Origin of the sequence: Mycolicibacterium hippocampi, from assembly GCF_010723735.1 — a bacterium.
Taxonomy (GTDB): Bacteria; Actinomycetota; Actinomycetes; order Mycobacteriales; family Mycobacteriaceae; genus Mycobacterium; species Mycobacterium hippocampi.
Genome location: NZ_BLLB01000002.1, coordinates 5,555,705 through 5,570,206, shown reverse-complemented (window position 1 = coordinate 5,570,206; position 14,502 = coordinate 5,555,705). Strand labels below are relative to the sequence as shown.

The 14,502-nt window shown below is 68.1% G+C and carries 13 protein-coding genes; 10 read left to right on the top strand and 3 right to left on the bottom strand.

Translation table 11 applies throughout. From position 1 onward, the window contains the following. Positions 1–50 precede the first annotated feature (50 nt). Genes G6N53_RS27795 through G6N53_RS27780 form a run of 4 tightly spaced genes read left to right on the top strand, consistent with a single transcriptional unit; the run spans position 51 to position 3,400 of the window. Complete coding sequence (locus tag G6N53_RS27795; protein ID WP_163894618.1) at positions 51–662, top strand: TetR/AcrR family transcriptional regulator; 612 nt, start codon at positions 51–53, stop codon at positions 660–662. Continuing rightward, positions 655–1,536, top strand: coding sequence for an alpha/beta hydrolase (locus G6N53_RS27790; protein WP_163894616.1), 882 nt, complete (start codon positions 655–657; stop codon positions 1,534–1,536). The genes G6N53_RS27795 and G6N53_RS27790 overlap by 8 nt, the downstream gene beginning before the upstream one ends. Continuing rightward, a complete protein-coding gene (locus tag G6N53_RS27785; protein ID WP_163894614.1) occupies positions 1,533–3,017 on the top strand; it encodes an FAD-dependent monooxygenase in 1,485 nt (494 codons plus the stop codon). Before G6N53_RS27790 ends, G6N53_RS27785 begins: the two co-directional genes overlap by 4 nt. A gap of 20 nt (positions 3,018–3,037) precedes the next feature. Continuing rightward, positions 3,038–3,400 (top strand): FKBP-type peptidyl-prolyl cis-trans isomerase, encoded by a 363-nt coding sequence (locus G6N53_RS27780; protein ID WP_163894611.1) that lies wholly within the window; start codon positions 3,038–3,040, stop codon positions 3,398–3,400. Positions 3,401–3,476: 76 nt separating this feature from the next. On the opposite strand, the gene G6N53_RS27775 is transcribed toward G6N53_RS27780, so the two are convergent. After that, positions 3,477–4,820, bottom strand: a complete 1,344-nt coding sequence (locus G6N53_RS27775; RefSeq protein WP_163896416.1) for a HAMP domain-containing sensor histidine kinase — start codon at positions 4,818–4,820, stop codon at positions 3,477–3,479. Positions 4,821–4,912: 92 nt separating this feature from the next. Continuing rightward, positions 4,913–5,623 (bottom strand): two-component system response regulator PrrA, encoded by a 711-nt coding sequence (gene prrA / locus G6N53_RS27770; protein ID WP_163896415.1) that lies wholly within the window; start codon positions 5,621–5,623, stop codon positions 4,913–4,915. Between the two features lie 176 nt (positions 5,624–5,799). Here prrA and G6N53_RS27765 point away from each other — a divergent pair, with 176 nt between their 5' ends. From G6N53_RS27765 to G6N53_RS30540, 5 genes are all read left to right on the top strand, one after another. After that, positions 5,800–7,776, top strand: a complete 1,977-nt coding sequence (locus G6N53_RS27765) for an ABC transporter ATP-binding protein (RefSeq protein ID WP_163894609.1) — start codon at positions 5,800–5,802, stop codon at positions 7,774–7,776. Next, positions 7,769–9,667, top strand: coding sequence for an ABC transporter ATP-binding protein (locus G6N53_RS27760; protein WP_163894607.1), 1,899 nt, complete (start codon positions 7,769–7,771; stop codon positions 9,665–9,667). The genes G6N53_RS27765 and G6N53_RS27760 overlap by 8 nt, the downstream gene beginning before the upstream one ends. A gap of 176 nt (positions 9,668–9,843) precedes the next feature. After that, positions 9,844–11,616 carry an ABC transporter ATP-binding protein gene (locus G6N53_RS27755; protein ID WP_163896414.1) on the top strand — a complete coding sequence of 591 codons (1,773 nt, stop codon included), beginning with the start codon at positions 9,844–9,846 and terminating at the stop codon, positions 11,614–11,616. A gap of 76 nt (positions 11,617–11,692) precedes the next feature. Next, complete coding sequence (locus tag G6N53_RS27750) at positions 11,693–12,448, top strand: hypothetical protein (RefSeq protein ID WP_163894605.1); 756 nt, start codon at positions 11,693–11,695, stop codon at positions 12,446–12,448. Then, on the top strand, positions 12,445–12,915 hold the full coding sequence (locus G6N53_RS30540) for a hypothetical protein (RefSeq protein ID WP_308206872.1): 471 nt from the start codon (positions 12,445–12,447) through the stop codon (positions 12,913–12,915). Before G6N53_RS27750 ends, G6N53_RS30540 begins: the two co-directional genes overlap by 4 nt. A 3-nt stretch (positions 12,916–12,918) precedes the next feature. Here the strand turns inward: G6N53_RS30540 and G6N53_RS27740 are convergent, their stop codons facing one another. After that, positions 12,919–14,022: an epoxide hydrolase family protein gene (locus G6N53_RS27740; RefSeq protein ID WP_163894603.1), complete on the bottom strand. Its 1,104-nt coding sequence runs from the start codon at positions 14,020–14,022 to the stop codon at positions 12,919–12,921. A gap of 25 nt (positions 14,023–14,047) precedes the next feature. Here G6N53_RS27740 and G6N53_RS27735 point away from each other — a divergent pair, with 25 nt between their 5' ends. Next, a complete protein-coding gene (locus tag G6N53_RS27735) occupies positions 14,048–14,494 on the top strand; it encodes a hypothetical protein (protein WP_163896413.1) in 447 nt (148 codons plus the stop codon). Positions 14,495–14,502: the final 8 nt, after the last annotated feature.

Sequence of the window (14,502 nt, the reverse complement as noted above, 5' to 3'; positions counted from 1 at the left end):
CCCCAAGGAGGACTCGACAGACCGACCGTCGGTCGGTTAGCGTTGCACTCATGCGGGAGGTCAAGAAGCCCGACGTCCGCCGTAGCGAGATCGTCGACACCGCGCTGCGGTTGTTCGCCAGGAAGGGCTACGAGAAGACGACGGTCGAGGCCATCATCGGCGAGCTCGGCGTCGCCAAAGGGTGCTTCTATCACCACTTCCGGTCGAAGGAAGAGCTGTTCGACGCATGCGCGACCGCTGCGGCACAGGCGCTCACCGGCCAGTACGTGGCGATACTGGCGGACACCTCGCTGGCCGCGGGAGCGCGTCTGGTGAGGTTCCTCGACCACACCTACCGGCTCGCCGAGGCGCCCGACGGAATTCTCCGCCAGCCGCAGCCTCCCGCCGTGATTGAGGTCGACCAGAAGGTCTCCACCCTCGTGTCCACCGACCTGCTGCCCGCCATGACGGACCTTGTCGGTGACGGCATGCGCTCCGGCGAATTCGACGCCGTGGACGCCGAGATGACCGCGACCGCGGTACTCGGCGCCCTGACAAATCTGCACAACGTCTACACCGGCCGCGTCGATCTGGACCTGGCGGCTCATCGGCGCGGGGTGATCGCGTTGCTGGTCCGCATCCTGGGCGCCTCACCCGGGCTCGGGGACGGTCGCGATGCCTGAGTCCGTCCAGTTCGTCTCCGGAGCCGCCCGCTGCAGCGGACTGGTCTACCCGTGCAACGCCACCGCCCCGAGCCCCTACGTGATCCTGTGCCCGGGCTTCGGAGGCACTCAGGACACCCCCTCGCTGGTCGCCGCGGCCGAGGAGTTCGCGCGGCACGGTTATCACGCGATGACGTTCGACTACCGCCACTTCGGGCTCAGCGACGGTGAACCACGACAGCTCGTCGACCTCGACGGTCAACTCGATGACATCCGCGCCGCGATCTCGTTCGCGCGGACGCGCCCCGACGCTTCCGGCATCGTGTTGTGGGGCACCTCCCTGGGCGGGGGGCACGTGGTGTCGGTCGCGGCCACCGACCCGCTGGTGACCGCTGTGATCGCGCAGATCCCGTTCAACGGCTTCCCCCGGCGAGTACGCGGGCGGACAATGCGCGCCACGATGCGACTGCTGCTGGCGATGCTCACCGACCGTGTTCGCGGCTGGTTGTCATGCCCGCCGCACTACATCGCCGCTGTGGGTGGGGAAGGTGAACTGGCCGTGATGGCCGGCGAGGAAGCCGAACAGGCCGTCGCGGCGATGGGCAGTCGGACATGGCGCAACGAGGTCGCCCCCAGGGCGCTCTTCGACATGATGCGCTACCGGCCCGGAGATGTGGCACCACAGCTGAAGATGCCGGTGCTGGTCGCAGTCGGCGAGTTCGACCGGGAAACCGAACAAGCCGACGCCGCACTGATCGCAGACCGCGCGCCACACGGAGTGCTGCGGCGTTATCCCCTCGGCCACTTCGACTTCTACCGGCCGCACCACCGAGAACGGGTGCTCGCCGACCAGATCCGATTTCTCGACGAGGTGACAGGGAGGAAGGTGTCGTGACAGGCCGAACCGCCGATGTTCTCATCGCGGGCGCCGGCCCGAGCGGGCTGACGGCGGCGATCGAACTGGCACGCAGGGGAGTGGCGGTGCGGATCGTCGACGCCGCGTCCGGACCCAACACCGAGACGAGGGCGCTGGGCATGCAGGCCCGGACGCTGGAGCTCTACCAGCATGCGGGTCTGGTGGAACGACTGCTGGAGCGCGGTCTTCGGGCCCGGATCTTCAACGTGTTCAGTGAGAACCGCCAGATTCTGCGGGCCGACTTCGCCGGACTGGACAGCCCGTATCCGTTCCTGTTGATGATCCCGCAGAACCACACCCAGAATGTGCTGGCCGACCACCTCGCGGCACTCGGCGTGGCGGTGGAGCGCAATGTCGAGCTGACCGGTCTGCACCAGGACCCCTCCGGCGTGGCGGCCCGGCTGCGACATGCCGACGGATCCGTCGAAGAGGTCACGGCCACATGGCTTGTCGGTGCCGACGGTGCGCACAGCACGGTGCGGCACGAGCTCGGGGTCGGCTTCGTCGGGTCGGCTTTCGAGGAGAACTTCGCCGTCGCCGACCTGCGCATGGACTGGGTACTGCCGCACGACCAGTTCTTCGCGTACCTCAACCGGGGCAGGTTCGTCGCCTACTTCCCGATGCTGCACGGTTGGCACCGGATCGCGGTGGCCCAGCCTGCTGACGCCGTGCCCGACGGCGACGTCACCCGCGACGAGTTGCAGGAGGCCGTCGACGTCTGTGCGCCCTCCGGCGCAACCATCGCAGAGATCCGGCAGGCGGGTCGGTTCCGGATCAATCAGCGTCGCGCACAGACACATTCGAAGGGTCGTGTCTTCCTGGTGGGCGATGCCGCCCACATCCATTCGGTCGTCGGGGCGCAAGGCATGAACACCGGCATCGCCGACGCGATGAATCTCGGGTGGAAACTCGCCGCGGTGGCACAGGGGACGGCGCCGCCCGAGCTGTTGGCCACGTACGCGACCGAACGCGCACCCGTCGCCGCCCGTCTGGTCGAGGGAACCCGAAGGGTGACCCGGATGACGTTGCTGCGCAACCCCGTATCGACGGCGTTCCGGCGCAGGGTGGCCCCGCTGGTGCTGGCCCGCCCGCACGTGCAACAGACCTTGACACGTGCCATATCCCAGATCGATGTCTCGTATCACGACCACAGCGGCGCCGGGCCACGCGGCCGGGTCGCGGTGGGGGACCGGGCGCCCGCGCTTTTCGAGTTCGACCCGACGCGCCACACGCTCGCCTGGTTCGGTCCTGAGCCGCCCGATACCGACAGGGCCACAGAGGGTTTCGTCGATGTAGTAGGCACGGTGGTGGTGGCAGACACCGCGGTGTGGCGACGCTACGGCCTTCCCGACGGAGGGCTGGCACTGATCCGCCCGGACGGCTACCTGGCCTACCTGGACGCGCACCGCGATCCCGCGCTGCTGCGCGCCCAGCTGAACCGGACATTCATCGAGCGTTGAGCTCACAGTAGGGTGACGTGGTGGCTACCAAACCAGAAATCGAGTTCCCCGACGGGCCCGCCCCGACCGAATTGCTGATCGAGGACATCGTTGTCGGCGACGGCATCGAGGCCGTTCCAGGCGCCAATGTCGAGGTGCACTACGTCGGCGTCGAATACGACACGGGCGAGGAATTCGACAGCTCGTGGAACCGGGGCGAGTCGATCGAGTTCCCGCTGCGCGGACTGATCCAGGGGTGGCAGGACGGCATCCCCGGCATGAAAGTCGGTGGGCGACGCAAGCTGACCGTTCCGCCGGCGCAGGCGTACGGACCGGCCGGGGGCGGGCACCGACTCTCCGGTAAGACGCTGATCTTCGTCATCGACCTGCTGGCCACGCGCTAAACCACCGCCGGAACTGCGTTCCAGGCGCCCCGAACGCGGGATTCCGCGCCTGGAATACCGTTCCGGCGAACGGGCGCTAGCGTGGTCCGGGTAGTCGCAGCAGCAGCCGCGCCCCGCCCAACGGGCTGGCCTCCAACGTCGCGGTGCCGCCGTGCAAGTCGGCCTGCTGGGCCACCAGCGCGAGGCCCAGACCCGAGCCCGAGTGCGATGCGGTGGATCCTCGGGAGAACCGGTCGAACACCACCGTGCGTTCCTCGTCGGGCACCCCGACACCGTCGTCGTCGACCGCGATCTCGACCCCTGCCCGCGAGCTGACAGCCGAGAGCTGCACCCGGCCGGCGCCGCCGTGCTTGACGGCGTTGGCGATCGCATTGTCGACCGCAAGCCGCAGGCCGGCGGGCAGGCCGACGATGATCACCGTCGGCGCAGGCACCAGCGACACGTCCAGGTCGGGGAAGACCCGCATCGCGTCGAATGCGGCCCGGTCGAGCAGCTCGGTGATGTCCACCGGCACGTGGTCGTCCTCGGTGGACAACTCGCCCTGCGCGAGTCGTTCCAGCGCTCCCAGCGTCGCCTCGATGCGGGTCTGCGTGCGGATGACGTCGCCGACGACCTCTTTGCGCTGGTCCTCGGCCAGGTCCAGCGTGGCGAGCACCTCGAGGTTGGTCCGCATCGCGGTCAGGGGCGTCCGCAGCTCGTGCGCCGAGACCGACGCGAAGTCGCGCGCCGAGTCCAGCGCGGCCTTGGTGTTGCCCTGCTCCTTCCAGATGCGCTGCAGCATGCCGTTGACGGCGTCGGCGATCTCCACCGCTTCGCTGGCGCCGCGCACCTCGACATCGGGAGCTTCGTCGCCGGCGTCGATCTGGCGAGTCTGCTGTGCCAGCCGTTTGAGCGGCCGCACTGCGAACGCCGCGAGCAGCCAGCCGAGCAGCGTTGCCGCGCCCACCGAGAACACACACAGGATCAGCACTCTGCGGTGCAGGTTGTTGGTGTCGGCGATGGTCGCATCGTAGGTCGCACCGACCGCCACCGACATCGGCTCGGGCAGCCGGATGTCGACCGTGCGCACCCGGTAGCGGACATCACCGACGTAGGTGTCGCCGTAGCCGGGTTCCAGCTGGGGCAGCACCACCTTGGAGTTCGAGGTCACCGGCCCGTCGGGGCGGCGCACCGTGATGATCGCATCCTGGTCGTTGGGTGACGTCGGGATCTCGTCGAGGCCGCGGGGCAGGAACGGGATCGCGAAACCGGCCGCCTCATCGAGTCGGCGGTCCAGGCGTTCCTTGCGGTCGTTGGTGATGCCGATCCACACCACGCTGCCGACGATGACGACGACGATCGCCGCGCCGAGTGCGGTGGCCAGCGCGACGCGGGTGCGCAGCGACGGGGTGCGTCGGAAGACCCGCGACAGCGCGATCACTGTGGTCTGTTCTTCGCGCAAGCGCTCATCACTGCTGTCTGTTCTTCGCGCAAGCGCTCATCACTGCTGTCTGTTCTTCGCGCAAGCGCTCATCACTGCTGCCTGAGGACGAACCCCACGCCGCGGACGGTATGCAGCAGCCGTGGCGCACCGTTGGCCTCGAGTTTCCGCCGCAGATACCCGATGAACACGTCGACGACGTTGGTGTCTGCGGCGAAGTCGTATCCCCACACCAGTTCGAGAAGCTGCGCCCGGGACAGCACGGCGGTTTTGTGCTCGGCGAGCACCGCAAGCAGGTCGAACTCCCGTTTGGTCAGGTCGACGTCGACCCCGTCGACCCGCGCCCGCCTACCGGGGATGTCGACCTCGAGCGGGCCGACCGCGATGGTCTCCGACGAGAACGTCGCGGTCGACCCCCGCCTGCGCAGCAGCGCCTTGACCCGCGCCACCAGTTCGGCCAGCACGAACGGTTTGACCAGGTAGTCGTCGGCGCCGGCCTCCAGCCCCGCCACCCGGTCGTCGACCGACGAACGCGCCGAGAGCACGCACACCGGCACGTCGTTGTCCATCGCGCGCAGCGCGGTCACCACCGAGACACCGTCGAGCACCGGCATGTTGATGTCGAGCACGATCGCGTCGGGCCGGGTCTCGGTCGCGCTGCGGAGCGCTTCCGCGCCGTCGACCGCGGTGAACACCTCGAACCCGGACAGTCGCAGCCCCCGCTCCAGCGAGGCCAGGACGTCGGGATCGTCGTCGACCACGAGAACCCTGGGCGACCCCACACCACTGTCCATGCCCGCAATCTTGCCCGATGCGAGGCCTAGGCTGGGGGAGGCTGCGCCACAGCACGGGATCCGACTTCTGGAGCCGGCCACTCGCACTTGCCTCTGCAAAACCCGGATCTGGTCATCGAATGATCACCGTCGATCGCCCGGGAAGGCTTTGACCTCATCCATCGTTGAGGTTCTACGGTGAAAACATGAGTTTGGAAACGGTTGCCCGGCAATCGCTGTACCGGCAGACCAGGGCGCGTGGCGGAGATCTGCGATCACTGGCCGACCGTCGCCTGCTGGGCCGGATCTGGCGGTTCGCCGCGCGGCATCACCGCAGGCTCGCCGTGTTTCTGGGGTTCAGCGTCCTCGGCGCAGTGCTGACCGTGTTGACACCGCTGCTGGCGGGGCGTGTCGTCGACGAGATCACCGGTGCGGGCAGTTCTGCGGTGGTGGTGGCGCTGGCGGCCGTGATCGCCGCGGTCGCGGTCGGCGAAGCGGTGGTGTCGCTGCTCACGCGCTGGTTGTCGTCGAGGATCGGCGAGGGTCTGATCCTGGACCTGCGTACCGCGGTGTTCGATCACGTTCAGCGGATGCCGGTGGCGTTCTTCACCCGCACCCGCACGGGCGCTCTGGTCAGCCGGCTGGGCAACGACGTGATGGGTGCCCAGCGGGCGTTCTCCGACACGCTGTCCGGGGTGGTGTCCAACCTCGTCACGCTGACGCTGACGCTCGCGGTGATGCTGAGCATCTCGTGGCAGATCACACTGGCCTCGCTCGCGCTGATGCCGCTGTTCCTGATCCCGGCCCGGCGGATCGGCAGCACGATGGCCCGGCTGTCGCGGGAGGCGGCGGCGCACAACGCGACGATGAACACCCAGATGACCGAGCGCTTCTCGGCACCGGGGGCGACGCTGGTGAAGTTGTTCGGCGATGCGACCAGCGAATCCCGGGAGTTCCGGGTGCGAGCCGGCCGGGTGCGCGACATCGGGGTGCGTACCGCGATGCTGCAGGCGACGTTCATGAACTCGCTGACGCTGATGTCGGCACTGGCGCTGGCGTTGGTGTACGGACTGGGCGGGGCGCTGGCCATCGGCGGGCAGCTGCAGGCAGGCGCGATCGTGTCGCTGGCGCTGCTGCTCACCCGGCTGTACGCGCCGCTGACCGCACTGGCCAACGCGCGGGTGGAGGTCGCCACGGCGCTGGTCAGTTTCGAGCGGGTCTTCGAGGTGCTGGATCTGGTGCCGCTGATCCGGGAGCGCCCGGATGCGACCGATGTCCCCGCCGGACCGGTATCGGTGGAATTCGATGACGTCCGCTTCTCCTATCCGGCCGCGGACAAGGTGTCGCTGGCGTCACTGGAAGAGGTGGCCGAACTGGACGATCGCGGCGGCGAGGAGGTACTGCACGGATTGTCGTTCACCGCGCGGCCGGGTGAGATGGTGGCGTTGGTCGGGCCGTCGGGAGCCGGCAAGTCCACGACGGCGGCACTGCTGGCGCGGCTGTACGACGTCGACTCCGGCGCCGTCCGGCTCAACGGTGTCGACGTGCGCGACCTGACGTTCGCGTCGCTGAAGGCCACCGTCGGCATGGTCACCCAGGACGGCCACCTGTTCCACGAGTCGATCCGGTCGAATCTGTTGTTGGCCGCGCCGCAGGCGAGCGACGACCAGTTGTGGGAGGCACTGGAGCGGGCGCGGCTCGCCGACCTCGTCGCCGACATGCCCGACGGGCTGGACACCGTGGTGGGCGAGCGCGGCTACCGGCTCTCCGGTGGGCAGCGGCAGCGGCTGACGATCGCGCGGGTGCTGCTGGCGTCTCCGCAGGTGGTGGTCCTCGACGAGGCGACGGCGTCGCTGGACTCGGAGTCGGAGGCCGCCGTGCAGCAGGCACTGGCCGAGGCGCTGGCAGGCCGGACGTCGATCGTCATCGCCCACCGCCTGTCCACCGTGCGGGCCGCCGACGTCATCCTGGTCGTCGAGGACGGGCGCGTCGTCGAGCGTGGCACCCACGAGCAGCTGCTGTCCCGCGGCGGCCGCTACGCCGAGCTGTACCGCACCCAGTTCGGCACCAACCGCCGGAACTGTGTTCCGGCAGGCGCGCACTCGACCATTCCCTCCCGGAATGCAGTTCCGGCAGAGGGGTTAATCCCTTGCGCGCAATGGGAAGATGTTCTAAGTGAGTGACTCCTTGAACGCGCTTCGGGCGGCGCCCGCAATCGGCCCCCCGGCCAGGCGGGTCAGGCCGAGCTCGGATCTGTGGCGGATGCTGCCGTACCTGATGCCCTACCGGGTGCGGTGGATCGCGATGATCATCACCGCGCTCGCCAGCCTGGGCGCCACCGTGGCCATCCCGCTGATGACCAAAGCGGTCATCGACGGCCCGGTCCGCCACCAGGACCAGCAGGGCCTCTGGGTGGTCGGCGCCGCGGCGATGGCGGTGGGGGTCGCCGAGGCGGTGCTGTGGTTCATCCGACGCTGGCTGGTGTCGCGCGCCACGATGGGCGTGGAGGCCGACATCCGCAAGGACCTCTACGCGCGGTTGCAGATCCTGCCGATGTCGTTCCACGGTCGCTGGCAGTCGGGTCAGCTGCTGTCGCGGATCATGAACGACCTGGGCACGATTCGCCGGTTCATGTCGTTCGGCCTGATCTTCCTGATGCTCAACGTGCTGCAGATCGCGGTCGTCACCTCGATCCTGCTGGCGATGTACTGGCCGCTCGGCGTCGTCGTGCTGGTGTCGATCGTGCCGATCACGCTGACCGTGCTGCACTTCCAGCAGGAGTACACCCGGCTGTCGCGATTGGCCCAGGACCAGGCCGGCCACGTGGCCACGCACGTCGAGGAGTCGGCCCTCGGCCTTCGCGTCGTCAAGTCCTTCGGCCGCGAGGACTACGTCTACCAGCGGTTCGACGACCAACTGACCGACCTCTATGACACGCAGGTGAGCCGGGTGTCGGTGTCGGCGAAGTTCTGGACGCTGCTGGAGATCATCCCGAACCTGACGTTGATCATCGTGCTCGGTTTCGGCGCGTACGCCGCCGGCCATGGGTATGTGACGATGGGCACGCTCGTCGCGTTCATCACGATGATGCTGTCGCTGGTGTGGCCGATCGCTTCGCTGGGCTTTCTGTTGTCGATGACTCAGGAATCCTTCACCGCGGCCAACCGCATCGCCGAAATCTTCGACGCGCCCCGCGAGATCACCGACGGTCCGCGGGACCAGACCCCGAAGGGTGGGCGGCTGGAGCTCATCGATGTCGGTTTCAAGTTTCCCGACAGCGAGGAGTGGGTTCTGCGGCACGTCACCGTCACCGTCGAGCCGGGTGAGACGCTCGCTCTGGTCGGCACCACCGGTGCGGGCAAGTCGGTGCTGATCGGGCTGATCTCACGGCTCTACGACGTCAGCGAGGGCGAGATCCGCATCGACGCCCAGGACATCCGCGAGCTGTCGCTGGATGCGCTGCGGGACGCGGTGGCCACTGCGTTCGAGGATCCGACGCTGTTCTCGATGTCGGTGGCGGAGAACCTGCGGCTGGGCCGACCGGGTGCCACCGACGCCGAGCTGCGCCAGGCGGTCGAGGTGGCCGCGGCGCAGTTCGTCTACGACCTGCCGTTCGGCCTGGACACCCGCATCGGGGAGCAGGGCATGAGCCTGTCCGGCGGTCAGCGTCAACGGCTTTCGCTGGCCCGCGCGATCCTGGCCGACCCGAGGATCCTGGTACTCGACGACACGCTGTCCGCTCTGGACGTCCACACCGAGGCGGTGGTCGAGGAGGCGCTGCGCCGGGTGCTGCACGACGTGACCGGCATCGTGGTGGCACACCGGGCGTCGACGGTGATGCTCGCCGACCGGGTGGCGCTGCTGCAGGACGGCACCATCACCCACGTCGGCACCCACGCCGAGATGCTCGCCGATGTCCCCGAGTACCGGTACCTGCTGGCCGCCGACGACGAGCTCGACGACGGTGCCGAACGTGACTGCGTCTGGGAGGCCGACAAGCCGGTTGCGCGAATCGAAGGCGACGACGACGACGCGCGCTCGCAGCTCGAAGACCGAGTATTGGAGGGCCGGTGACGACCACCCCCGACGAGCGCTCGCGCGAGGAGAAGACGAGCACCGACGAGCGCTCGCGCGAGGAGAAGACGAGCACCGACGAGCGCTCGCGCGAGGAGAAGACGAGCACCGACGAGCGCTCGCGCGAGGAGAAGACGAGCACCGACTGGCGCGGCAAGTTCGACGAGCAGGGCGACCTGCCGATCGACGAGACGGTGCCGCGACGGCGTGAAGCGCGGGCGCTGCTGGGTTCGCTGCTGCGGCCTTACAAGTGGAGCCTGTCGGCACTGGCCGTGGTCGTCGTCGTGGAGAACGTTGCGCGGCTGTCGGTTCCGCTGCTGGTGCAGAAGGGTATCGACGACGGCATCCCGCCGTTGGTCGACGGCGGCCCGGCGAACACCCTGCTGATGATCGTCGGCGCGTTGTGTGCCGTGGTGGTGGTTCAGGCGGTCAGCCGGATGTTCTTCCTGCGCCGTTCCGGACGCATCGGCCAGAAGGTGCTGCGCGAACTGCGCAGGAGGGTCTTCCGTCATTTCGGCCGTCTGGACATCGCGTTTCACGACCGCTACACCTCCGGGCGGGTGGTGAGCCGGTCCACCAATGACGTCGAGGCCATCCAGGACATGCTGGAAACCGGGTTCGACAGCCTGATCACCGCGGTGCTCACGCTGTTCGGCACCGCGGTGCTGCTGGTGGTGCTCGACGCCAAACTCGGGCTGATGTGCCTGGCGGCGTTTCCCGTGCTGGTCGTGCTGGTCTGGTGGTTCCACGATCGCTCGTCGAAGATCTACCGTGAGGTGCGGGAGATCTCAGCGCTGGTCATCGTGCAGTTCGTGGAGACGATGACGGGGATCAAGGCGGTGCAGGCGTACCGGCGCGAGCCGCGCAACCAGGAGATCTTCGAAGACGTCGCCGACCGCTACCGGGTGATCAACGAGAAGACATTTCGGCTGCTGGCCGTGTTCATGCCGGGCGTCAAGCTGGTCGGCAACCTGACCACCGGCGTGGTGCTGCTCTACGGCGGCTACCGGGTGCTGCAGGGCGAGATGACGATCGGCACGTTGACGGCGTTCCTGCTCTACCTGCGGATGTTCTTCGAGCCGATGCAGGAGATCTCGCAGTTCTTCAACACCTTCCAGTCCGCGTCGTCGGCGCTGGAGAAACTCGCCGGCGTGCTCGCCGAGAAGCCGGGCATCAAGGATCCCGAGCATCCTGTCACCCTCGACGAAGTCCGCGGGGAGATCGCCTTCGACAACGTGTATTTCGAGTATGCGCGCGACCGACCGGTGTTGCCCGGTCTGGACCTGGTGGTGCCGGCGGGCCAGACGGTGGCACTGGTCGGCACCACAGGTGCGGGCAAGACGACGATCGCCAAACTGGTCACCCGGTTCTACGACCCGGTGTCGGGATCGGTGACGCTCGACGGGGTGGACCTGCGCCAGATGACGCAGGCCGAACTGCGCCGGCACGCGGTGATGGTGACCCAGGAGAACTTCATGTTCGACGGCACCGTCGCCGACAACATCCGCTTCGGGAGACCGGATGCCACCGACGAAGAGGTCCGGGGCGCGGCCGAGGCGGTGGGCGCGCACAGCTTCATCGATGCCCTGCCCGAGGGCTACGACACCGACGTCGCCAAGCGGGGCGGGCGGCTGTCGGCGGGGCAGCGGCAACTCGTCGCGTTCGCGCGCGCGTTCCTGGCCGATCCGGCGGTGCTGATCCTCGACGAGGCGACGTCGTCACTGGACATCCCGAGCGAGCGAATGGTGCAGCGGGCGCTGGAGACGGTGTTGACCGACCGGACCGCGCTGGTGATCGCGCACCGGTTGTCGACGGTGCAGATCGCCGACCGGGTGCTGGTTCTCGAGCACGGCCGCATCGTGGAGGACGGTTCGCCGGAAGAGCTCACCTCTCGCGAGGGTGGCCACTACGCCGCGCTGCACCAGTCGTGGGTGCAGTCGCTGGCCTGACAGCCCGAAAGCGGTTTCTGGGCGGACCCCGGCGCGTCAGGTGTACCTGTGACGGGTGTTAATGGATGATGCAGAAGTGGTTAGCATCGGCGCGATCGACGAGAGGCCGACGGCTCAGGCCGGCACTGTGGCGGCGGAGCCCGCCGAACAGCCGCCGGCACCGCCCGAATCGGCGCAGGAACAACCAGACCGCCGGCAGAAACAGGCCCGGAAACCGGCGGGCCCGCGGCGGGATTACGCCGCGGACTTCGGTCGGTTCGCGACCACCGTGGGTTCGGCGCTGTCCACGCTGGGCGCAGGCGTGGCCCGCTTCGCTGCAGTCTTCCTCGCGGCCTGCGCACGCGTCCTCACGGCTGGGTGGCGCATCGTCGCAGAGATACCGCCGGCACTTCGATTGCTCGGCGCACTCGCATTGTCGGTGGTGTTGAGCGTCTTCGGATCATTGACGTTCGACAGCGCCCTCGGAACGATGTTCGCCGTCGTGCTGGTCCCCTGCTTCTCGCTCGCGCTCGGCGTCGTTGCGCACAAGTGGTACGCAGGTCTCAGTCGAGAGGGCGGGGCCGATGAGGTCGCCGACCGTGTCGCCCCGCTTTCGGGTCAGCTCGAGCGCTCTGTCGAGTTCGTGGACACCAAGCTGGCGTTCGCCCTCAACTCGTTCGGGACCGAGAGGCACCAGCAGGCTGTGATCGCACTGATCCAGGCCAAGACCGCCACCGAGCTCGCGAGATCGGCAGCGCCGGTGGCCGTTCCGTCCGCCAGGCCGCGGATCAGGGACGGCGGAGCGCCGACGATTTCACGGCATGCGGACGCTGCGGACCCGGACCGTTCATGACCGAGCCGATCACCGGGTCGGTGGCGCTCGTGGAGGATGAGTACACGCTTGTCATCAACAGGGGCGCGCACGCGGGCGTGGCGCCAGGCATGGTCTTCGCGGTGTTCTCGGGGACGGGCCAAATGGTCACCGATCCGGAGTCCGGCCGCGTCCTGGGGAGGCTGGCCGAAGAGACGCTGCGGGTCAAGGTGTTCGACGTCCATGAATTGTTCGCTCGTGCCGAGACTTTCAGCACTGATGTCGGCCGACCAATCGGCAGGCCGATTGCCGATTTTCTCGATTCCGAGCAGAACCAGCTCCTCGACGGCACGACGGCTCCGATCGTCAACGGTGTGGCCGAGCTCGCCCGCCTTGCCGGCGACGCGCTCCCGCAGGACCTGTCGGTTGCCGCGGTCTCGGGCGAGGTCGTCACCGTGAACGTGGGCGACGCCGTCGAACTGGTGCAGCCCTCGCCGTCGGTGCTGTGACGGCTAGCGGAAATCTGCGAAGAATCCGCTGACCTCCTCGACGAACAGCACGGGCTGTTCGAAGGCCGCGAAGTGGCCGCCGCGGGGCATGTCCGTCCACCGGGTGATGTTGTAGTTGGCCTCGCACCAGTGCCGGGGCGCGCGCAGGATCTCCTTGGGGAAGGCCGCAACGCCGGTGGGAAGCGCCACCGGCGCGCCACCGCCGAAGCTGCCGAAGCTCTCCCAGTACAGTCGGGCCGACGAGGCCCCCGCGCCGTTGGCCCAGTACATCATCACGTTGTCGAGCAGTTCGTCCTTGGTGAGGACGTTTTCGGGGTGACCCTCACAGTCCGTCCACGACCAGAACTTCTCCACGATCCAGGCCAGTTGCCCGACCGGAGAATCGACCAGGCCGTACCCCAGCGTCTGCGGCCGGGTCGCCTGCTGCTTCGAATAGCCCGAATCCCACTGTCGGTAGTAGCCGAGCCGCTCGAGGGCCGCGGATTCCTCTGCTGTCGGTTCCCGTAGGTCCTTGGGCGGCCGTCCGAACGGCATGTTGGTGTGGATCGCCACGCAGTGTCGGCCGTTGCGGCCGATCGCGGTGGTCACCGCAGCGCCCCAGTCCCCGCCTTGCGCGCCGTACCGTCGGTATCCGAGGCGTACCATCAGCTCGTCCCACGCCTCGGCGATGCGCTCGACACCCCAGCCGGTGGCAGTCGGCTTGCCGGAGAACCCGTAGCCGGGCAGCGATGGGCAGACGACGTCGAACCCGGCGTCGGTGAGTGGACCGATCACCTTGTGGAACTCGACCACCGATCCCGGCCAGCCGTGGGTGATGATCAGCGGGAAGGCATCGTCGCGTCCGCACCGCTGGTGGATGAAATGGATTGGAAGACCGTCGATCTCGGTGGTGAACTGGTCGAACCGGTTGAGTGCGGCCTCCCGGGCGCGCCAGTCGTACTCGTCGGCCCAGTACTGCGCCAGCTCCCGGGTGTAGGCCAACGGGATGCCCTGGCTCCAGTCGTCGACGCATTCGGCGTCCGGCCACCGGGTGCGTTTCAACCGATCGGCGAGGTCGGCCAGGACGTCATCGGGCACGTCGATTCGGAACGGCTGGATCTGGGCCATGGTCCAGTCAGGATAATCGGTGGCTGTGGGCACCCCGACTCTCGTCCTGATCGCCGTCACGACGCTTGCGGCGTGCATCTCGCTGGGCGGTGCCGTCTACGAGGCGGTTGTCGTCGACCCCTACTGGCCCAAACGGCCGGGCATCGTCCAATCACACAACGGTGGCATCTCGCGGGTGCGGTTCTGGCTGCCGGTACACACCCTGTTCGAGGTGCTGCTTGTCGTGACCCTGATCCTCACCTGGGGCGACGCCACCGTCGGTACCGCACTGCTGGTGGCGTTGCTCAGCCACGCGGCGATGCGGATCTGGTCGGCCTTCGACCTGTTGCCGAAGGCAGCGGCGTTCGAGAGGAAGGATCCGGCCGACGTCGACGAAGCCGCAGCTGTCCGCTGGACCCGCCGCAGCCTGCTGCGGCTGCCGCTGAGCCTGGTCACCTGCGGAGCGATGCTGGCGGCGCTGGCGACCGGGTGAAGCTTCTA

Excerpts from the sequence above, each read along its gene's own strand:
- G6N53_RS27795 (WP_163894618.1), top strand. The coding sequence starts at position 51 with ATGCGGGAGGTCAAGAAGCCCGACGTCCGCCGTAGCGAGATCGTCGAC.
- G6N53_RS27790 (WP_163894616.1), top strand. The coding sequence starts at position 655 with ATGCCTGAGTCCGTCCAGTTCGTCTCCGGAGCCGCCCGCTGCAGCGGA.
- G6N53_RS27765 (WP_163894609.1), top strand. The coding sequence starts at position 5,800 with ATGAGTTTGGAAACGGTTGCCCGGCAATCGCTGTACCGGCAGACCAGG.
- G6N53_RS30540 (WP_308206872.1), top strand. The coding sequence starts at position 12,445 with ATGACCGAGCCGATCACCGGGTCGGTGGCGCTCGTGGAGGATGAGTAC.
- G6N53_RS27740 (WP_163894603.1), bottom strand. The coding sequence starts at position 14,022 with ATGGCCCAGATCCAGCCGTTCCGAATCGACGTGCCCGATGACGTCCTG.